This is a genomic window from Achromobacter sp. ES-001, assembly GCF_019448355.1.
Classification (GTDB): Bacteria; Pseudomonadota; Gammaproteobacteria; order Burkholderiales; family Burkholderiaceae_B; genus Achromobacter; species Achromobacter spanius_B.
The window spans coordinates 6319288-6339227 of the sequence record NZ_CP079940.1 but is presented as its reverse complement, the minus strand read 5'-3'; the positions used below and the strand labels follow the sequence as shown (position 1 = coordinate 6339227).

Here is a 19940-nt window from a genome sequence, read left to right as displayed (position 1 = left end):
CCGGGCCGTTGCGAGGGAAGCTCTGTTGATTTGCAGGCCGGAGGGCGCGCGCGATCACGGCGTCAAATAGGGGCTTTGCGCCGTGTGAATGCTGAGCGCGATGCGGTATTTATGCCCTGTATTGTTGGCTCACCCAGTCGCGATAGGCGCCGCTGGTGACGTTGTCTATCCATTGCTGGTTGCGTAAATACCAGAGAACCGTCTTCCGAATACCACTATCGAACGTTTCGGACGGCGTCCATCCCAGTTCGCGTTGCAAGCGACTCGCATCAATCGCGTAGCGGCGATCGTGCCCTGGACGATCCTGCACGAAGGCTATTTGATCAGTGTACGACCGGCCGTCCGGCCTCGGGCTTAGTTCGTCCAGCAATGCGCAGAGGGCTTGCACCACCTCCAGATTGGCCTTCTCGTTCCAGCCGCCGACGTTGTAGGTCTCACCTATTTTCCCCTCCGCGAGAACTCGACGGATGGCGCTGCAATGATCGGAGACATACAGCCAGTCTCGAATCTGCTGCCCGTCGCCGTAGATCGGCAGCGGCTTGCCAGCCAGCGCGTTGTGTATCACCAGCGGAATCAGCTTCTCTGGGAAGTGATATGGCCCGTAGTTGTTCGAGCAATTGGTCGTGAGAACCGGCAGACCATAGGTGTGGTGATAAGCACGCACCAAGTGGTCGCTGGCTGCCTTGCTGGCCGAGTACGGGCTGTTGGGCTCGTAGCGATTGGTCTCGCTGAAGGCGGGATCGTCCTTTTCCAGGGACCCGTAGACTTCATCGGTGGACACGTGCAAAAAGCGGAATGCAGCGCGTTCGTCGTCGGGTAGGGCGTTCCAGTACGCTCGCACGGCTTCCAGCAGGTGAAACGTGCCGACAATGTTGGTCTGGATAAATTCGCCCGGGCCATGGATAGAGCGGTCTACGTGCGACTCGGCCGCGAAGTTCAGGACGGCACGCGGCTTGTGCTCGGCCAGCAGGCGGCTGACGAGATCGAAGTCGCCAATGTCGCCCTGCACGAGCTTATGTGCTGCATTGCCTTTCAGCGACGCCAGGTTTTCGGGGTTGCCCGCGTAGGTGAGCTTGTCCAACGTCACGACGGGTTCGGTGCTTTCCTGGAACCAGTCGAGAACGAAATTGGAGCCGATAAATCCCGCTCCGCCGGTAACAATAATACTCATTCTTATATAGCCCTTAAGCGTTAAGCGTCGACGCGAACCCGCTGATTAACCCGCAATTATGCCGCAAGTGCTTTAGCGAGACCTAATAAATGAAACAAATCTGGGGTGTGAAACAGCGAGGTTACAACGGTAGCGCCCATACAAAGGCCTTAACTGGCCTTGCAATTCTTCTCACCAGTTACGTCGCCTTACGCGCTTGAGGACTCGTCCAGAACACGTCCCCTTTTCCTTCCGCCTTATTGATACAGCGTGCCAACACAAACAACAGATCCGACAACCGATTCAAATATTGGCGAACCGGCGGGTTGACCGCTTCCACTCCCGCCAACGCCACTACCGCCCGTTCCGCCCTACGGCACACCGTCCGCGCAACATGCGCCTGTGCTGCCGCTCGCGCGCCGCCCGGCAAGATGAATTCCCGCAGCGGGGTCAGGGTGCCGTTGTAGTGCGTCAGCCGCTCGTCCAGTCGCGCGACCTGTTCGTCCTTCACCGCCGTGTGTCCCGGGATGCAGAGCTCGGCGCCCATGTCGAAAAGGTCGTGCTGGATGGCGAGCAGGTCGGCGGCGATTTCTGCCGGGATGGCTTCGCCCAACAATACACCGATGACGCTGTTCAATTCATCTACGTCGCCCAATGCGGCGATGCGCGGCGCGTCTTTGGGGGTGCGGGATCCGTCCCCCAGTCCGGTGGTGCCGTCGTCGCCGGTGCGGGTGGCGATGACGGATAAGCGGTTGGCCATGAAGGTTCCTGAATGGGCTAAAGAGAAAGTAGGCGTTGCGTGCGGCGATAAGCGCGCGCCCGGTGGCGCGGGGGCCGGCAATCAACCGTCAGGATTGTTGCGTTCTGCCGCAGGAACTGTTTCTTAACGGCGGTATCCTAGCACTGTGGAAAGTTGGTCGGGCGCTGTGCCGCCGGAGCAGCTTTCGCTGTCAATGGAGGATGCCTGTATGGCTTTTGACCGCAAATATGCAATGCCCATGGCTGTCGCGACCGCGATGGCTGTTGTATCGCTGGCGACGCCGCTGGCGTTCGCTCAGCAGGCCGACGCCAGCGGCGAAGTGCGGCGGGTGGACCCGGCCGCGGGCAAGGTGACGATCAAGCACGACGAAATCAAGGCGTTGGACTTGCCGGCAATGACGCTGGTGTATGACGCGGACCCGGCGCTGCTGGCCAAGATCAAGGCGGGCGACAAGGTGCGCTTCACGGCGACCCGCAAGGATGGCAAATACGTCGTGACGGCGATCACGAACTGAAGTTTGCCTAGTGGGCACTGAGCCAGCTCGGGTATCCACGACCTCGGTTCGAAGCCCAAGCCTGGACCGCGAACTCCGTACTCAGGACCCCGAACTCCGGACCTCGCGGCCCGCAGCTCGCAATCCACGGAGCCCAAAGAAAAAGCCGCTTCCGCCATCAGGCGGCAAGCGGCTTTTTTGCTGGCAAGGCCAGGGGCGCGAACGTGTCGCCAACCCCAAAGCCCCCGATTTACAGCACGTAGCGAGCCAGATCCTGGCTGCTGGCGGCTTCGGCCAGTTGCGAGTTGACGTAGGCGGCGTCGATCTTCACGTGCTTGTCCTGGCTTGACGTCGCGTCGAACGACAACTCGTCCAGCAGCTTTTCCATCACCGTGTACAGACGGCGGGCGCCGATGTTCTCGGTGGTTTCGTTGACCTCGTAAGCCAGTTCGGCCAAACGGCGTACGCCTTCATCCGTGAATTCCAGCTGCACGTCTTCCGTCGCCATCAAGGCGGTGTACTGCTTGGTCAGCGACGCGTCCGTGTCGGACAGGATGCGCACGAAGTCTTCGGCGGTCAGCGATTCCAGTTCGACACGGATCGGGAAACGGCCTTGCAGCTCGGGGATCAGATCCGACGGGCGTGCCAGGTGGAACGCGCCGGACGCAATGAACAGGATGTGGTCGGTGCGGACCATGCCGTAGCGCGTGTTGACGGTGGTGCCTTCAACCAGCGGCAGCAGGTCGCGCTGCACGCCTTGGCGCGACACGTCGGCGCCGCCCGATTCCTGGCGCGCGGCGATCTTGTCGATCTCGTCCAGGAAGACGATGCCGTTCTGCTCAACGTTATTGATGGCCACGGTGCGCAGGTCTTCTTCGTTGACGCGCTTGGCGGCTTCTTCGTCGACGATCAACTTGAAGGCTTCGCGCACCTTCATCTTCTTCGGCTTTTTCTTGTCGCGGGCCATGCCGGCGAACATGCCGCGCAATTGCTCGGCCATTTCTTCCATGCCGGGGGGCGTCATGACGTCCATTTGCGGCACGGCCTGGGCGACCTCGATCTCGATTTCCAGATCGTCGATCTTGCCTTCGCGCAGGCGCTTTCTGAAGGTCTGGCGGGCGCTGTTGTCTTCACCGCGCTCCGGCTCGCCGGAGGCGCCGCGGGCGGGCGGCACCAGGGCGTCCAGGATGCGGTCTTCGGCGGCGTCTTCGGCCTGGGTGCGCACGCGGCGCATTTCGAGTTCGCGCGTTTGCTTGATCGAGTATTCGGTCAGGTCGCGGATGATGGTGTCGACGTCGCGGCCGACATAGCCCACTTCCGTGAACTTGGTGGCTTCGATCTTGATGAAGGGCGCGTTGGCCAACTTGGCCAGGCGGCGCGCGATTTCGGTCTTGCCCACGCCGGTGGGGCCGATCATCAGGATGTTCTTGGGGTGGATTTCGTGGCGCAGGGGTTCAGCCACCTGCTGGCGGCGCCAGCGGTTGCGCAGGGCGACGGCCACCGCGCGCTTGGCGCGGTTCTGGCCGACGATGTATTTGTCGAGTTCGGAGACGATCTCTCCGGGCGTCATGTTGGATGCGGACATGAGGGCGAATCCTTGAAGCTTGAGGCGGGCTGGGGAAGCGGCCACGGCGCGGGGAACACCCCAAGCGCCGTGTGGCGGCGTCAGTCGCCCAGCGTTTCGATGACGTGGTTCTGGTTGGTGTAGATGCAGAGGTCGCCGGCGATTTCCAGCGATTGCTTGACGACGGCCTCGGGCGACAATTCGGTGTTGCGCAGCAGGGCAAGCGCGGCCGATTGCGCGTAGGCGCCGCCCGATCCGATGGCCGCCAGGCCATGTTCGGGTTCAAGCACGTCGCCGTTACCGGTCAGCACCAGCGTGTGCTCGGTGTCGGCCACGATCAGCATGGCTTCAAGACGGCGCAGGACGCGGTCCGTGCGCCAGTCGCGGGTCAGCTCGACGGCGGCGCGCATCAGGTTGCCCTGATGCTTTTCCAGCTTGGCCTCGAAGCGTTCCTGAAGCGTGAATGCGTCGGCGGTGGCGCCGGCAAAGCCAGCGAGGATTTTGTCGTGATACAGGCGGCGGATCTTGCGGGCCGTGCCCTTGACGACGATGTTGCCCAGGGTGACCTGGCCATCGCCGCCCAGTGCGACGCGGTTGCCGCGGCGCACGCACACGATGGTGGTGGCGTGAAATTGTTCCATGCGTTCCTTCCTTTGAAAGGACTAGCTGGGGGCGGTTCCAAGGAAATCAAGCGCGGTGCGCGACGGCCAATAAAAAAGGCCATGCTGGAAACCAGCATAGCCTTTCAGGGCATGGCGTGAAAACGGGACGGATCAGTCGCCGTACAGCTTTTGGCGCATCTCGCGGCGTTCCTGCGCTTCCAGCGACAGGGTGGCCGTGGGGCGGGCCAACAGGCGCGGGACGCCGATCGGTTCGCCGGTTTCTTCACACCAGCCGTATTCGCCGCTGTCGATGCGGGCGATGGACTGTTGCACCTTTTTCAGCAGCTTGCGCTCGCGATCGCGGGTGCGCAGCTCAAGTGCGTGTTCTTCCTCGATGGTGGCGCGGTCGGCGGGGTCGGGCACGAACTGCGTTTCGCGCAGGTGCTCAGTGGTCTCGCCGGCGTTGGCCAGGATGTCCTGTTCGAGTTGTTTGAGCCGTTCCTTGAAGAAAGCCAACTGGCGTTCGTTCATATAGTCGGACTCGGGCATGGCCAGCAATTCCTTCTCGCTGGGCAGATCAATCGCCGTATCGCTCGTCGACTTGCTTGATTTTTTAGTTGCTGCCTTGGTAGCCATGAAAACACTCCACTATGAATCGATCCTGGCGCGGGCGTCCTTTCCCGGTTGGTGCTGCTTGCTGACTACGTTACTCGTACCTCACAGTACTGCCTTCGTCGCATCGCGTCACGTCGGGAAGGGGGATTACCCCGCCAGGCACTGCTCCAAGCCCCGGGTGAAAATCTCCTGGGGCAGCTTACGTCCAATGAATACCATCTTGGTGGACGGTTTTTCGGCCGCGGTCCACGGCTTGCCGGGTTCGGCGCCCATCATCATGTGCACACCCTGGAACAACATGCGGCGGTTGATGCCCTTCATGTACAGGATGCCCTTGTAGCGCATCAGGTCGGGGCCATAGACCTGCACCACGCCACCCAGGAATTCCTCAAGGCGCGCGGGATCGAACGGCTTGTTGGAACGGAAAACAAACGCGCCGATTTCGTCGTCGTGCTTGGGGTGGTGATGGTGGGCGTGATCGCAATGTGCCCCGCAGTCGCCTTCGTGATCGTGGTCATGGTCGTGACCATGGCCATGATCGTGCCCGTGGTCATGCCCGTGGTCGTGGGCGTGGCTGTGGGCGGCGTCGGGGTGCTCATCGGCCAGGAATTCCGGGTCGATGTCCAGAATGGAATTCAGGTTGAAGCCGCTGATGTCGATGATCGACTTCAGGTCGACTTCGCCAAAATTGACCGGCGTGATCGGCGCGCGCGGGTTCATGTGAACCAGGCGGTGGCGCAGCGCTTCGTAGTCGACTTCGTTGACCAGGTCGCGCTTGGAGATCAGGATGCGGTCGGCGAAACCGACTTGCTTCTGGGCTTCGGGTTGCTCGTCCAGCGTGGACATGCCGTGCTTGGCATCCACCACGGTTACCACCGCGTCCAGGCGGTAGTACTCGGCGATGTCGTCGTCCATGAAGAACGTCTGGCACACGGGGCCGGGGTTGGCCATGCCGGTGGTTTCCAGGATGACGCGTTCGAATGTCAGTTCGCCGGCTTCGCGCTTGACGCGCAGCTCGGACAGCGTACGCATCAGGTCGCCACGCACCGTGCAGCAGACGCAGCCGTTGGACAGTTCGATGATTTCTTCATCGCTGTCTTGCACGAGCAGGTCGTTGTCGATGCTTTCCGGTCCGAATTCGTTTTCGATGACCGCCACGCGGCGGCCGTGAAATTCGGTCAGGATGCGTTTGAGCAGGGTGGTCTTGCCCGCACCGAGAAAGCCGGTGAGGATGGTGACGGGAACCATTTTGTCCAAACTGCGCGGGGTGTTCATGGCGAAGCTGCTAGCGTGAAGTCAAGGCTGAAGTCTAGGCATTCAACACAGGCCCTGACAGGGTGTTTTGCCCCGTGCAGGATGGTGTTTGCCACAGGCTGCGTGGGCCGCCAACAGCGGCCGGACGCAGGATTACAGCACAGTCGGGGGCAGGGGGCAAACCCCGGGTCAACCCAGGGGCCGAAGCCCGCCGGATCGCGTCTGTAGCCTGGAAAGTATCCGGCGATATCACTATTTTGGGGCGGTTTTCCGGATTTCAAGAGTCGGTGCGACTTGGTCGCGACCAGCCCTGGTCCGGTGCCTGGCAAATTGGCGTTGCGGCAAGCGGGGGCCTGGCAACGTCGACACGGACACGGGCGGGCAGACGTGGGCAGCGCGGCAGGCAGCGCGGGCGCCGCGCCGCAGCCGGTTCAATGGTGGTGGTGATGATGGCCGGCGTCAGCGGGTTGCTTTTGCTGGCATTGGGGACAGAGCGCCCGGATCTCGGTTTCTTGTGTGGCCAGGGCGTAGCCCGTTTGGGCGACGCGTTCGGCCAGTTGGCGGCTCATGGCGGGGTCGGACACTTCGGCCACCGCGCCGCAACCGGTGCACACCACCAGCAGGTCGTGGGGCGCGCCGCCGGCGTCGTGGCAGGCGCTCCAGGCGTTGACTGCGTCGAGCCGGTGGATCAGCCCTTCATCCATCAGGAAGTCCAGCGCGCGGTACACGGTGGGGGGCGCGGCGCCGGGGTGCACTTCGCGCATCGCGTCCAGCAGCTCGTACGCCTTCAGGCTGCGCCCATGGCGCAGCAGCAGTTCCAGCACCTTGCGGCGGATGGGCGTCAGGCGGCGTCCGCGCTGCTCGCACAGCGTCTCGGCGACGCTGAGCTGGGCGCCTACGGTGTCGCTGCGGGGGGGGCGGGGCGGAGCGGGCATGGCGGACTTTATCTGAATGAAAGACGCGCGCGACGCGCGCGAGATGCCTGGAAGGTAGCAGAAAAGTCGTATATGCGGGCAGCCCCGCCGGAATCAAGCAGATTTAGTTATGATATAACATTGTAAAAATCGCACGCGCCGCATCTCGCGGCGCCTTGCTTTGATTTCGGCTTGTCCTTTGTGGTGTTTGCGCTTTCCCATGTCTCACTTCACGCTTCTGCCCGCACGGTCCGGCACCGCGCCGCGGCACGGCAACCCTCCTCGCTCTGCATTCCTGGTGTCGGCCTGGCGCCGCATGGCGGCCGCGTTGGTGGCTGCAACCTTGCTGTGGGTGTTGACGGGCTGGGCGCTGGATTGGTGGCCGCGATGAGCGTGGCGCCGGTCACGATCGAACTGTCCGAGGCGTCCTTCGGCTGGCACGGGCATCCCGCGCTGAAGGCCGTGTCGGGCCGCTTCGCCGCCGGCGGGATGACGGCGGTGGTCGGACCCAACGGCGCCGGCAAGTCGACGCTGATCAAGGGAATCATGGGTGTGCTGCGTCCCATGACGGGCAGCGTGCGCATCAGCGGGGCCGGGCGTTCCGAACTGGCGTGGTTGCCGCAGGCGGCCGAACTGGACCGGGCGTTTCCCGTGACGGTGCTGGACCTGGTGGCCATGGGCGCATGGCGCCGGGTCGGCGCGTGGCGGCGCTTTCCCGCCGACGAGCTTGACCGCTGCATGCACGCGCTGGAAACCGTCGGTCTGGCCGATGCGGCCGGGCGCGGCGTGGACACTTTGTCGGGCGGGCAGATGCAGCGCACCTTGTTTGCGCGGATGCTGGTGCAGGATGCGCCCGTGCTGCTGCTGGACGAACCCTTCGCCGCTGTCGACAGCCATACCGCCGACGACCTGATGGCTCTGCTGTGCGGGCTGCATGGCCAGGGCCGCACGGTTATCGCGGTGCTGCATGACCTGGATCTGGTGCGCGGCCACTTCCCGGAATCCTTGCTGCTGTCGGGCTCTGTGGTCTCGTGGGGCGACACCGCGACCGCGCTAAGCGACGCAAATCTGAAAATGGCGCGCCAGTGGCACGCGAGGGCCTACCAATGAGTCTGGCGCAATGGGTGCTTTCGCCCTTCATGGATTATGGATTCATGCGGCGCGCGCTGGCGGGGGCGTGCGCCTTGTCGCTGGGGGCCGCGCCTTTGGGCGTGTTCCTGGTGCTGCGGCGCATGAGCCTGATGGGCGACGCGATGTCGCACGCGATCCTGCCGGGGGTGGCGGCGGGCTTTCTGCTGTCCGGCTTGTCGCTGGGCGCCATGATGCTGGGCGGCATCGTCACCGGCCTGGCCGTCGCCTTGCTGGCGGGCCTGGTGGCGCGCCTGACTCCGCTGCGTGAAGACGCCAGCTTTGCCGCTTTCTATTTGATATCGCTGGGGCTGGGCGTACTGCTGGTGTCCCTGCGCGGCTCGAACATGGACTTGCTGCACGTGCTGTTCGGCACGGTGCTGGGGCTGGACGATGCCTCGCTGCTGCTGGTGACCATCACGGCCAGCGTGACCTTGCTGGTGCTGGCCGCCATCTACCGCCTGCTGGTGGCCGAATGCCTGGACCCCGGGTTCCTGCGCGCCAGTGGCGGCGGGGGTGGCTGGGTCCATATGGGGTTCCTGGTGCTGGTGGTGGTGAATCTGGTGGCGGGTTTCCAGGTGCTGGGCACCTTGATGGTCGTCGGCATCATGATGCTGCCCGCCGCCGCCGCCCGATTCTGGGTGCGCTCGGCTGCCCGGCAGATTCCGCTGGCAGCCGGCTTCGGCGTGCTGGCCTCGATCAGCGGTTTGCTCGTGTCCTACCACTTCAACGTACCCGCCTCGCCGTCGATCATCCTGGCGGCGGGCGCCTGTTATCTGCTTTCCATCGTTGGCGGCCCGCAAGGCGGGCTGCTGCGGGCACCGCGCCGTACGCGCCAAGCCTGAGTTCACAAGGAGATTCGCCATGCGTTCCATTCTGCCGTCGCGCCGCCGCGCCCTGTTGACTGTCGCGGGCCTGTGCCTGTCGGCTGTCCTTGGCGCAGCGCACGCCGCGGAACCGCTTAAGGCCGTGGCCAGCTTTTCCATCCTGGGCGACATCGTTCGCGAAGTAGGGGGCGACGATGTCAGCTTGACGACATTGGTGGGGCCTGACGGCGATGCGCACGAATATGAACCCACGCCGGGCGACGCAAAAAAGCTGTCCGCTGCGCAGGTGCTGTTTGTGAACGGGCTGGATTTCGAGACCTGGCTGCCGAAGTTGACGAAGGCGTCGGGCTTTGCCGGCAAGACGGTCGTGGCCTCACAGGGCGTCACGCCGCGCAAGTTCGCGCGGGTGGGCGGCGACCATAAGCACGCTGAACACGATCATGACCATGAGCACGACCACGATCATGACCACGACCACGGCGATGGCGATGGCGATGGCCACCATCATCATGGCGACGCCGATCCGCATGCATGGCAAAGCCTGGCCAACGGCGTGATCTATGCGCGCAACGTGGCCGACGGCCTGGCCGCCGCCGACCCCGCCCATGCCGACGCCTATCGTCAGCGCGCGGCCGCCTATATCGCCCGCCTGCAAGCGCTGGACGCCTCGGCCAAAAAGACCTTCGCCGCCATTGCCGCCGACCGCCGCAAGGTGGTGACGTCGCATGACGCGTTCGGGTATTTTGGCGACGCCTACGGCGTGTCGTTTATCCCCGCGATGGGGGTGTCGCCGGACGCCGAACCGTCGGCCGGCGAAGTGGCCCGCATCATCGAACAGGTCAAGCGCGACAAGGTCCCCGCGGTGTTCGTCGAGAACATCTCCAGCCCCAAACTTGTGCAGCAGATTGCGCGGGAAACCGGTGCCAAGGTGGGTGGTACGCTTTATTCCGACGCCCTGTCCAAGCCCGGACAGCCCGGCGCGACCTATATGGAAATGTTTGAATGGAACGTACGTCAGCTTGCCGCGGCCTTGCAGCCCTGACCGCCGCGACGGCCATGCTGGTGGCCGGCTCCGCCAGCGCGCATCCGCACATGTGGATCGATGCGCGGGCGGTGGTCGACATCGACGCGCAGCAGCGCGTTACCGCCGTGCGCCAGGTATGGCTGTTTGACGAAATGTTCGGCGCTTACGCCACGCAGGGCATGGCCAAGGGCAAGGGCGGCGCCTTGCCCGCCGCCACCTTGAAGGGCATGGCCGATGACTGGATGAGGTCCTTGGGTGAACCGATCTCGCACTACTTCACTCGCGTCACGGTGGGCGGGCAGACCGCTACGTTCGCGGCGCCGCGCGATGCGCGTGTTGACTGGAACCCGAAGACGACGCGCCTGACGCTGTCGTTCACCTTGCCGCTGGCGAGCCCGATGCCCATCGGCCCCGAGGGCGCGCAAGTGGACATTTACGACCCTACCTATTTCGTCGCCTATGCGTTCGACGAGAAAGGCGCGGTGTCGCTGGCCGGCCCGAAGGCGTCCGCCTGCACATCCGACTATCGCAAGCCCAAGGAACTGGATTGGAAGACCATGCAGCAATTGGCCGCAATCCCGGCCGATCCGGAGGCGCTGCCGGACGAACTTTTTGCCATCACCAAAGGGCTGACGCACCGCATCGAGGTGCGATGCCCCTAGCGGTGTCCCGTGGCGGCGCTGTGCTGGGGTTCGCGTTGTTGCTGCTGCTTGGCGGCATGAGCGCGGCGGCGGCGCAGGGCGCGCATCCTTTCGGCGTGCCGGAAAGTGGGGCGGGCATGGGCGGCCCGGGCTGGCTGGCCAATTTCTTCGGTCAGGTGTCTGTCTGGCAAAGCCATTTCTACCGTCAACTGACGGGTGCGGTGCGCGCCTGGCAGGCCGATGGCGGCGCGGCCTGGACGTTGATCGGCCTGTCGTTTGCCTACGGCGTGTTCCACGCGCTGGGCCCCGGTCACGGCAAAGCCGTGATTTCTTCCTACGTGCTGGCCAATCGGCAGACGGCGCGCAACGGCGCGCTGCTGGCGCTGGCGTCCGCAATGATCCAGGCGCTGGTGGCGATTGTGTTGGTCGCGGTGTTGGCGCTGGTGTTCAACGCCACCGCCGCCACGATGAACCAGGCGACGCGTTGGCTGGAGCTGGCGTCGTATGCGCTGGTGACGTTGCTGGGCGCGTGGCTGGTCTGGGTCAAGGCGATTCGGCCGCTGCTGCCAGGCAGGCGCCAAGGGGCGGTGGCAGGAACGGTTCCGGCCACCGCGTCCACGCACGCTGTGCCAATGGCGGGTGCCGGATTGACGACGGGTGCATCGCCGCCGAGGGGCGCCCCGCCGGAGGGCGCCCCGCCAAAGGGCGCCTCGCCGAAGGGCGCTCCGCCAAAGGGCGCCTCGCCAAAGGGCGCCTCGCCAAAGGGCGCCTCGCCAAAGGGCGCTGCGGCGTTGAATGCGATCCCGGTGTATGCGTCCGCTGCGTCAGTGACGGTGGGGTTGCCGCATCACCATCACCATCATCATCACGACGACTGCGGTTGCGGACATGCGCATGTGCCCGCGCCTGAGCAGGTGGCGGGCAGCTTGAGCTGGCGTCGCGCCGCATCCGCCATTCTGGCCGTTGGACTGCGACCGTGCAGCGGTGCGTTGATCGTGCTGGTGTTCGCGTTGTCGCAAGGCTTTTTTATGGCCGGCGTGGCGTCGGCACTGGCCATGGGCGCCGGCACCGGTTTGACGGTGGCGGCGCTGGCCTGCCTGGCGGTAGCCGCCGGCGGCGCGGCCACGCGCGTCGGCCAGCGCTTGTCCAGCAAGGGCGCGGCGCGATTGCGCTACAGCGTAGAGGCACTGGCCGCGATGGCGGTGTTGTTGTTGGGTGTCATGCTGCTGGGCGGCATGTTGGCGGGCGGCGGGTAAGCCCCGCCCGTTCAGGATTTGCGGCCCGCGCGCGGATGCGCCTGGTCGTAGGCCTTGGCCAGATGCTGGAAATCCAGGCGCGTGTAGACCTGCGTGGTCGAGATATTGGCGTGGCCCAGCATTTCCTGCACGGCGCGCAGGTCTTGCGCCGATTGCAGCACATGGCTGGCGAAACTGTGGCGCAGCACGTGCGGATGCACATGCGTGGGCAGGCCCGCTGTTTGGGCGATCTGCGCCAGTTGCAGTTGCACGACGCGGGGAGAAATGCGCTTGCCGCGCGCGCCCAGGAACAAGGCGCAGGCGTCCTGAATAAGCGTGTGGGGGGGCGACAGCTGCGGGCGCACGGCAATCCATTTCTGCAAGGCGGCAATCGCTGCCTGCCCCACCGGCACCGAGCGGCGCTTGCCGCCTTTGCCCAGCACTTCGACCTCGGCTTCTTCCAGCTTCAACCAGCCGGCGGATTCGTAATCGGGGGTGCGCGTGTAGCGCAAGTCCAACCCAACCAGCTCTGACAAGCGCAGCCCGCTGGAATACAGCAGTTCAAGCATGGCTTGGTCGCGCAGCGCGACGGGCTCGTTGGCCACTTTGGCGGGCGCGCGGTCTAGCAGGGCTTGGGTTTGTTCTACGGACAAGGCTTTGGGCAGGCCACGCGGCGCTTTGGGCGCGCGTACCCCGGCCACGGGGTTCCCGGCCAGGTCGACGGCGGGGGCCCACCATTGGTAGAAGCCGCGCCAGGCGGCCAGCGTGCGCGCCAGGCTGCGTGGCCCGCGGCCCTGGGCATGCAGGCGTGCGACAAATTGGCGGATATGGCCGTTGGCGATCTTGTCCAGCGGCAGGCCGGCGCGGTCGGCCAGTTGGTGCAGAAAGTGCAGCTCACGCTGATAGCCGCTCAGCGTGTGCACGGAATAGCGGCGGTTGGTTTCCAGATGGCGCAACCACGCGCGCATCGGTTCGGGCAGCGCCTGGTCGCCGGCGTCGGGCTGCGAGGGGCCGGCGGTTGCCCTTGCTCCGTCGGGCAAAGGCACGGTGCCGACGGTGGACCGTTTGCTGTCGGACGCGGGCGCAGCATCGGCGCCGTCCTGGGCACTGCCGGGCGGGGGCGCGTTGTGCGAGTTCTGGTCCATGTCCGCCCGCCGTCGCGTTGCGCTAGGCCTTGGGCGAGGCCGGGTTCAAGCGATGCAGCGCGGCCGATGCCAGTTGGCCGACGGATTCCAGAAATGCCGTGCCCATCTCGGGCGTAAAGCGTTCCGGGTCGTCGGAGCCCAGCACCAACAGGCCCACGGCCGGGCCGTCGGCTTCCAGACGCAAGGGCACCAGGGCCAGCGACTTGGGCTTGCTGTCCAGCCAGCCCACCGCTTCGAAATCGGTGTCGGTGCCGCAGTACGGCGTCTTCAGGCTGTCGGTGAACGTGCGCACATCTTGCGAGACGGGCTCGCCATAACCGGTGGGCGCCAACTCGGACAAATCCCACAGGCGCAGGGCCACATGGTTCAGGTCGAATTGTTCGGCCAGGCCCAGCGCGATTTCGCCGGGCACGCGCTGCGCGTCGTTTTCAGACAGCAGGCGGCTGCACCACTTGGCCACATGCGTGCCGATGCTTTCGTTGGCGGTGGCGTTGCGCACCAGTTCGTTCAAGCGCCATTCCAGTTCGCGGTTGCGTTCGCGCAGGGTCAGGATCTGGCGTTCGCCCAGCGAGATGGCGCGCGAGCCATGCGGGTGCGGCACCTGCATGGTGGCGAACACGTCGGCGTGTTCGTCAAAGAAGCCGGGGTGGTCTTGCAGGAAGGCGGCGATGTCTTGGGCGGTGAAAGCGGTATCAGTCATAGGGTCAGCGGTTCAGCGCCATGGAGAAGACGAGCTTGTCGATGTCGACTTGCCCCGTGAACACGGATTCGGCCGGGCCGGTCATGCGCAGTTGGTCGCCATTCCAGGCCACGGTCAGTACGCCGCCGCGCGTTTGCACGCGCACCGGCGATTCCAGCAGGCCACGGCGGATGCCGGCTGCCACGGCGGCGCAGGCGCCCGTGCCGCAGGCCAGCGTTTCGCCCGCGCCGCGCTCGAAAACGCGCAGGCGGACGTTGTGGCGGTCCATGACTTGCAGAAAGCCCGCATTCACGCGGCGGGCAAAGCGCGGGTGGGTTTCGATCAGCGGGCCTTGAACGGAAACGGGCGCGGTGTCGACGTTATCCACCACCTGAACCGCGTGCGGGTTCGAGATGGCCACGGCCGACAGCCACACTTTGTTGGGCACGCCAGCGGGGGCGTCCAGTTCAAGTTCCCAGAGGGTGTCTTCGCCTTCGCGCGTTGAAGGCAGGCCGGCGGTGTCGAATGGCAGGGCCTCGGGTTCGAACCGGGTGCTGCCCATATCTACCGTGACTTGTTCGTCGTCGCCTTCGTCCAGCACCAGGATGCCGGTGGCGATTTCCGCGCGCAGCGGGTTACGGTCGGACAGCCCTTGTTCGTGCACGAAGCGCACAAAACAGCGCGCGCCGTTGCCGCAGTGTTCGACTTCGCTGCCGTCGGAATTGAAAATGCGATAGCGGAAATCCGCGTCGGGGCGGGTGGCCCGCTCGACCAGCAGGATCTGGTCGGCGCCGATGCCGAAGTGCCGATCGCCCAGCGCTCGGGCACGCTCGGGCGTCATTTCGATGGTCTGGCGGACCCCGTCGAGCACGACAAAGTCGTTGCCCGCGCCATGCATTTTGGTGAAGTTCCAGTTCATCGGGCGATTATCGCCCATTATTCGGGCGCGGACAGCCGGCCGAGATCAATAGAGCTTGGCTTCGCCGGGCGGACGGGTCTTGAAGCGGCGGTGGACCCAGTAGTACTGGCTGGGGCAGCGGCGCACCCAGGTTTCCAGCTCGCGGTTCAGCCGGGCGGTGGCCTCTTCCAGGGACGCGTCGCCGGGAAAGTCCGCCAGGGCGGGCAGCACGTCCACATGGTAGCGGCCGGTGTCGGGGTTCCAGAAGCCCACGATGGGCAGCACCGCCGCGTTCCATTTCTGGGCCAGTTGCGCGGTGGCCAGCAGCGTGGCGGCCTGCACGCCGAAGAACGGCACGAACACCGACCCTTGGCGGCCGAAATCCATGTCGGGCAGGTAGTAGACGGGACGCGGGGCGCGCAGGTGGCGGATCAGGTCGCGCACGCCGTCCTTGCGGCTGACCAGGAAAACCTCGTTGAAGCGCGCGCGTCCGGCGGCCACGACCGCGTCGATGTGCGGATCGCTTTGCGGGGTGTACATGGTGGCAGCGCTGGGCACTTCCATGGTCAGGCGGGTGGCGGCGGCATCCAGCGCGATGAAGTGCGGCGCCAGCAATATCACCGAACGGCCTTGCGCGATCAGTTCATTGATGCGCTCGGCCCCGCTTTGCGTGACCATGTCCTTGATGGCCTGGGGCGTGCCGTACCACAGCACGCCGCGATCAACGATGGATTGCGCCAGCGCCCGGAAGTGTTCCGCCACCCATTGCTCGCGCACCGACTCGGGCTGATCGGGAAAGCACAATTCCAGATTGCGCCGCACGATGCGCGCCCGGGATTTAGCCAGCCGTGGCGCCAGCCAACCCAGCACGGCGCCGATGCGCAAGCGCGTCGACGGCTGGATGCGGCCGAACCATTTCAACAGGGAAACCAGCGTACGCGTCTTTGAATCTTTCATCGTGTCGGGGGTGGACCGGGCGGCGGAAACCAGAAAACGTCAGCGAGCCGACGGGGCGGCGTCGGGCGCCGGGGGCGCGCCGCGCGGGGTCTTGTAGCGGTTGTAGCTCCAGAGGTATTGCTGGGGGCAGCGCCGGATCAGGGTTTCCATCGCGGCGTTGATCAGCGCGGCCTGCGCCGTGGCATCGGCCGGCAGCGGCTCGGGCACGCGCACATAGTGAATGCGCCAGCCCCGGCCGTGGGGCAGGCGTTCGCCCGCCGTCAGGATGATGGGGACGTTGGTCTGCGTGGCCAGTTTGCTGGGCAGCGTCATTGTGTAGGCCAGGCGCCCGAAGAACGGCGCCCACACCCCATCGCCCACGCTGGGCGCCTGGTCAGGCAGCATGCCCACCGATTCACCGCGCCGCAGCGCCCGCACGAATTCCCGCACGCCCTGCATGGTGGCCGGCACGGCATTGACGGCGGAACTGTTGCGCGCGGTCTCCAGCAGCGGGGCCAGCACGTCTTTGCGCGGCGGGCGGAACATCACCGTCATGGGCATCTGTCGGGCCAGATAGCGGGCGGTGATTTCGAAGCAGCCCAGGTGCGGGGTCAGGAACAGGATGCCGCGCCCCTCGGCGCGCGCCGTGTCCACCACGGCGTTGTCGTCGGAAACCACCTGCGCCAGGCTTTGTTCGTTCTTGAACCACACGCGGGGGTTCTCAAGAATCATGGCGCCGGTTTCGGCGGCGGCACGGCGCGCGAAGGCCGCGCCGGGGTAGCCGGCCTGGGCGGCATTGGCCTGAAGGCGGCGCCGATACTTGCCGGGCCAGGCGTACACGGCCAGCCCCGCGGCGCGCCCAAGGGCGTGCGCAACCGGTAGCGGCAAGGCGGCAAAGAGTCGGAACAGGGCGAGCAGCATTCAGCAAATAGGAAAGGTCGGGCAGGGTTATGCCGGTATTCGGGAATATGTTTACACCCCCGCCGCGAGCATAAGAACGGCATTTTCGCTTAAAATCCGCTCAGTCGCCGAGTTAACCGACAACTTGCGGGGCGACGGCAAGGGTGCAGCGCATGGCGCGCCCTTTGCCAAATCCGCTAAAGCGTCGCGCCCAGATAGCGTATTTCATGCGGTCCGGGGTGCAACGCGCCTCATGAACCTATGCGCCGGCAACGCCGGACACCAAGGACGCATCTGTGGCCAATAACGATTTTCTCTTCACTTCCGAATCCGTCTCCGAAGGGCATCCCGACAAGGTTGCCGACCAGATTTCCGATTCGATCCTGGACGCCATCTTCACGCAAGACCCGAACGCGCGTGTCGCAGCCGAAACGCTGTGCAACACGGGCCTGGTCGTGCTGGCCGGTGAAATCACCACCACCGCCAACGTGGATTACATCCAGGTCGCCCGGGACACCATCCGCCGCATCGGCTACGACAACACCGAATACGGTATCGACTACAAGGGTTGCGCCGTGCTGGTTGCTTACGACAAGCAATCGCCCGACATCGCCCAGGGCGTGGACCGCAGCTCGGAAGACTATCTGAACCAGGGCGCGGGCGACCAGGGCCTGATGTTCGGCTATGCCTGCGATGAAACGCCCGACCTGATGCCGGCCCCGATCTGGTACGCGCACCGCCTGGTGCAGCGCCAGAGCGAACTGCGCAAGGACGGCCGCCTGCCGTGGCTGCGCCCGGACGCCAAGTCGCAGGTCACGTTCCGTTATATCGACGGCCGCCCGGCTGAAGTCGATACCGTGGTGCTGTCGACCCAGCACGCGCCGGAAGTCACGCAAGAAACCATCCGCGAAGCGGTGATCGAAGACATCATCAAGCCCAGCTTTCCCGAAGGCCTGATCACGCCGCAAACCAAGTTCCTGGTCAACCCGACCGGCCGCTTCGTCATCGGCGGCCCGCAAGGCGATTGCGGCCTGACCGGCCGCAAGATCATCGTCGACACCTACGGCGGCGCATGCCCGCACGGTGGTGGCGCGTTCTCGGGCAAGGATCCGTCCAAGGTTGACCGTTCGGCCGCCTACGCCGCGCGCTATGTGGCCAAGAACATCGTGGCCGCCGGCCTGGCGCGCCAGTGCCAGGTGCAGGTCAGCTACGCCATCGGCGTGGCCGAACCGATCAACATCACCGTCTACACGGAAGGCACGGGCGTCATCCCCGACGACCAGATCGCCAAGCTGGTGCGCGAACACTTCGACTTGCGTCCCAAGGGCATCGTCAACATGCTGGATCTGCTGCGCCCGATCTACGCGAAGACCGCCGCGTACGGCCACTTTGGCCGTTCCGAGCCGGAATTCTCTTGGGAAGCCACGGACAAGGTCCAGGAACTGAAGAAGGCGCTGTAAGCGACGGCAGTCGGGGCGGTTTCTGTCGGCCGGCTGCTGTCGGTCGGCTCCAGTCTGCGGGCTTCTATTGCGGGCCTGTTAACTGCCGCCTCCTTTTACCTTCGTTCAGCCAGCCGGCTTTCAACGCCCGGTCCTGAACAAAAAATGCCCCCGCCGGACTCCGGCGGGGGCATTTTTTTGCGTTGCTGCGTTGCTGCGTTGCTGCGTTGCTGCGTTGCTGCGTTGCTGCGTCGCGACGTTACGCGCGCGCCCCGTGATCCTACAGCCCCCACGCCGACAGGTCCGGCGTGCGCCGGGTCGGCGACAGCACCGGCTCCAGCACCGCCGCGCAGTCCAGCAAGGCGGCATCGCCACCGGCCGGGGCCAGCAGCTGCACGGCCATCGGCATGCCTTCAGAGTCCGCACCCGCCGGCAGCGCGATGGCTGCCGCGCCCAGGAAGTTGGCGGGGCGCAGCAGCTTGCCCAAGCCCACGTGGCGTACGTCTTCGGCGTCCAGCGCTTGCGCCGCCTGATCGCACGCGGGCATCAACAGCCCGTCCAGCCCCTGCATGGCGGCGGCGAAGGCGGCCATGTCGGCCTGGCGCCGGGTCAGCGCGGCTTCGTAGTCCGCCCGCGCAATGCGGCCCCCCGCCGCGATGCGGGCCCGCACCACGTCCCACAACGGCGCGGCGGGGTTTTCGGCCAGCGCGCCGTAATAGGCATAGGCCTCGTACGCCAGCACCAGCGAGTTGTCATCGGCCATGCGCGCAAAGGACAGCGACGCGGGCGGATGCCAGGCGGTGGGCGCAATGCCCGCTTGCGCCAGTCGCTCTTGGGCCCGATGCCACGCATCCAGGCCGGCGTCCGACAGCGGCGTGGGCCACGCTTGCGGGGCCAGCACGGCAACGGCGGCGGGCCGGCGCGGCGCGGGGTGGCGCAGCGCGGTCACGCAGGACGCGGGCAGCGCCAAGGTGGCGGCGTCGTCCACATCCGGCCCGGCCAGCAATTGCGTCAACAGGCGCGCGTCCGCCACGCTGCGGGCGAGCGGCCCCAACACGTCCAGCGTGTCCGACAGCGGCAGGCAGCCCGCGCGGCTGATCAGGCCCGAAGACGGCTTGAAGCCCACCACGCCGTTCAGCGCAGCCGGCGCGCGCACCGAGCCGCCGGTGTCCCCGCCCAGCGCAATGGCCGTCAGCCCCGCCGCCATGGCCACGCCCGCGCCGCTGGACGAACCGCCCGGCGCGCGCGCAACCTTCGCGTCCCACGGGTTGCGCGCCGTGCCTTGGGTGGGGTTCTGCCCCGACAGCCCGAACGCGAATTCCGTCATGCGCGTCTTGCCCAGAATCACCATGCCTTCGGCCGCCAGCTTGCGCACCGCCGTCGACGTTTCGCCGCTGATCACGCCGCGCCGCGCTTCGGATCCGCCCGTGGTCGGTATGCCCTGCCACTGCACGCTGTCTTTGACGGCCACCGGAACGCCATGCAATGGCCCGAGCAGCAGGCCGGCGTCCCGCAGACGGTCGGCGGCGTCGGCCTGCGCCAACGCGCGTTCGGCGGTGACTTCGCTAAACGCGGCCAGCGGGGCGGCGCGTTCGATGCGGTCCAGGAAATGCGTGGTGACCTGGCGGGCGCTCAGCTCGCCTTCACGGATGGCCCGCGCCAGCTCGCGGGCGTCTCGAAAATGCAGGTCGGTGTGGTCTTGTGCGGGCATGGGTCTCTTTCAAAAAGGAAAAGCT

General features: G+C 65.6%; 21 protein-coding genes. 8 read left to right on the top strand and 13 right to left on the bottom strand.

What is annotated here, in order from left to right; translation table 11 throughout:
* Positions 1–109: 109 nt before the first annotated feature.
* On the bottom strand, positions 110–1171 hold the full coding sequence (gene rfbB / locus KYT87_RS28690) for a dTDP-glucose 4,6-dehydratase (RefSeq protein WP_219991396.1): 1062 nt from the start codon (positions 1169–1171) through the stop codon (positions 110–112).
* Between the two features lie 178 nt (positions 1172–1349).
* Positions 1350–1910 (bottom strand): cob(I)yrinic acid a,c-diamide adenosyltransferase, encoded by a 561-nt coding sequence (locus KYT87_RS28685; RefSeq protein WP_219991395.1) that lies wholly within the window; start codon positions 1908–1910, stop codon positions 1350–1352.
* A 208-nt stretch (positions 1911–2118) separates the two neighbouring features.
* Between KYT87_RS28685 and KYT87_RS28680 the strand changes: the two genes are divergently transcribed.
* Positions 2119–2424, top strand: a complete 306-nt coding sequence (locus KYT87_RS28680) for a copper-binding protein (protein ID WP_006216414.1) — start codon at positions 2119–2121, stop codon at positions 2422–2424.
* A gap of 229 nt (positions 2425–2653) precedes the next feature.
* Here KYT87_RS28680 and hslU read toward each other — a convergent pair whose 3' ends face one another.
* From hslU to KYT87_RS28655, 5 genes are all read right to left on the bottom strand, one after another.
* Positions 2654–3988 (bottom strand): ATP-dependent protease ATPase subunit HslU, encoded by a 1335-nt coding sequence (gene hslU, locus KYT87_RS28675; RefSeq protein WP_104142571.1) that lies wholly within the window; start codon positions 3986–3988, stop codon positions 2654–2656.
* A gap of 80 nt (positions 3989–4068) precedes the next feature.
* Entirely contained in the window at positions 4069–4608 is a 540-nt protein-coding gene (hslV, locus tag KYT87_RS28670) for an ATP-dependent protease subunit HslV (protein ID WP_006216412.1), read from the bottom strand.
* Between the two features lie 132 nt (positions 4609–4740).
* The gene (gene dksA / locus KYT87_RS28665) at positions 4741–5205 is read right to left on the bottom strand and encodes an RNA polymerase-binding protein DksA (RefSeq protein WP_006216410.1); all 465 of its coding nucleotides are present in this window, start codon (positions 5203–5205) and stop codon (positions 4741–4743) included.
* 126 nt (positions 5206–5331) lie between these two features.
* Entirely contained in the window at positions 5332–6459 is a 1128-nt protein-coding gene (locus tag KYT87_RS28660; RefSeq protein ID WP_046802983.1) for a GTP-binding protein, read from the bottom strand.
* Positions 6460–6869: 410 nt separating this feature from the next.
* Positions 6870–7373: a Fur family transcriptional regulator gene (locus tag KYT87_RS28655; RefSeq protein ID WP_046802984.1), complete on the bottom strand. Its 504-nt coding sequence runs from the start codon at positions 7371–7373 to the stop codon at positions 6870–6872.
* A gap of 199 nt (positions 7374–7572) precedes the next feature.
* Here KYT87_RS28655 and KYT87_RS28650 point away from each other — a divergent pair, with 199 nt between their 5' ends.
* Genes KYT87_RS28650 through KYT87_RS29950 form a run of 6 tightly spaced genes read left to right on the top strand, consistent with a single transcriptional unit; the run spans position 7573 to position 12228 of the window.
* Positions 7573–7743, top strand: coding sequence for a hypothetical protein (locus KYT87_RS28650; protein WP_162941293.1), 171 nt, complete (start codon positions 7573–7575; stop codon positions 7741–7743).
* Positions 7740–8462 carry a metal ABC transporter ATP-binding protein gene (locus KYT87_RS28645; protein WP_046802985.1) on the top strand — a complete coding sequence of 241 codons (723 nt, stop codon included), beginning with the start codon at positions 7740–7742 and terminating at the stop codon, positions 8460–8462. The genes KYT87_RS28650 and KYT87_RS28645 overlap by 4 nt, the downstream gene beginning before the upstream one ends.
* Positions 8459–9325, top strand: coding sequence for a metal ABC transporter permease (locus KYT87_RS28640; protein ID WP_046802986.1), 867 nt, complete (start codon positions 8459–8461; stop codon positions 9323–9325). The genes KYT87_RS28645 and KYT87_RS28640 overlap by 4 nt, the downstream gene beginning before the upstream one ends.
* 19 nt (positions 9326–9344) lie before the next feature.
* On the top strand, positions 9345–10349 hold the full coding sequence (locus tag KYT87_RS28635) for a metal ABC transporter substrate-binding protein (protein WP_219991394.1): 1005 nt from the start codon (positions 9345–9347) through the stop codon (positions 10347–10349).
* Between the two features lie 50 nt (positions 10350–10399).
* Positions 10400–10993 (top strand): DUF1007 family protein, encoded by a 594-nt coding sequence (locus KYT87_RS28630; RefSeq protein WP_255594217.1) that lies wholly within the window; start codon positions 10400–10402, stop codon positions 10991–10993.
* On the top strand, positions 10984–12228 hold the full coding sequence (locus KYT87_RS29950; RefSeq protein WP_255593683.1) for a nickel/cobalt transporter: 1245 nt from the start codon (positions 10984–10986) through the stop codon (positions 12226–12228). Before KYT87_RS28630 ends, KYT87_RS29950 begins: the two co-directional genes overlap by 10 nt.
* A gap of 11 nt (positions 12229–12239) precedes the next feature.
* Here the strand turns inward: KYT87_RS29950 and xerC are convergent, their stop codons facing one another.
* The 5 genes from xerC to KYT87_RS28595 all read right to left on the bottom strand — a co-directional run bounded on the left by xerC (position 12240) and on the right by KYT87_RS28595 (position 16786).
* On the bottom strand, positions 12240–13175 hold the full coding sequence (xerC, locus tag KYT87_RS28615; protein WP_219992796.1) for a tyrosine recombinase XerC: 936 nt from the start codon (positions 13173–13175) through the stop codon (positions 12240–12242).
* Between the two features lie 199 nt (positions 13176–13374).
* Entirely contained in the window at positions 13375–14052 is a 678-nt protein-coding gene (locus KYT87_RS28610) for a DUF484 family protein (protein WP_046802990.1), read from the bottom strand.
* A 4-nt stretch (positions 14053–14056) separates the two neighbouring features.
* Entirely contained in the window at positions 14057–14968 is a 912-nt protein-coding gene (dapF, locus tag KYT87_RS28605; RefSeq protein WP_120157251.1) for a diaminopimelate epimerase, read from the bottom strand.
* Positions 14969–14995: 27 nt separating this feature from the next.
* Positions 14996–15886, bottom strand: a complete 891-nt coding sequence (locus tag KYT87_RS28600) for a lysophospholipid acyltransferase family protein (RefSeq protein WP_104142577.1) — start codon at positions 15884–15886, stop codon at positions 14996–14998.
* A gap of 39 nt (positions 15887–15925) precedes the next feature.
* Complete coding sequence (locus KYT87_RS28595) at positions 15926–16786, bottom strand: lysophospholipid acyltransferase family protein (protein ID WP_046802993.1); 861 nt, start codon at positions 16784–16786, stop codon at positions 15926–15928.
* A 275-nt stretch (positions 16787–17061) separates the two neighbouring features.
* Here KYT87_RS28595 and metK point away from each other — a divergent pair, with 275 nt between their 5' ends.
* Positions 17062–18225: a methionine adenosyltransferase gene (gene metK, locus KYT87_RS28590; protein ID WP_046802994.1), complete on the top strand. Its 1164-nt coding sequence runs from the start codon at positions 17062–17064 to the stop codon at positions 18223–18225.
* A gap of 259 nt (positions 18226–18484) precedes the next feature.
* Here the strand turns inward: metK and KYT87_RS28585 are convergent, their stop codons facing one another.
* Positions 18485–19915: an amidase gene (locus KYT87_RS28585; RefSeq protein WP_219991392.1), complete on the bottom strand. Its 1431-nt coding sequence runs from the start codon at positions 19913–19915 to the stop codon at positions 18485–18487.
* Between the last annotated feature and the right edge of the window lie 25 nt (positions 19916–19940).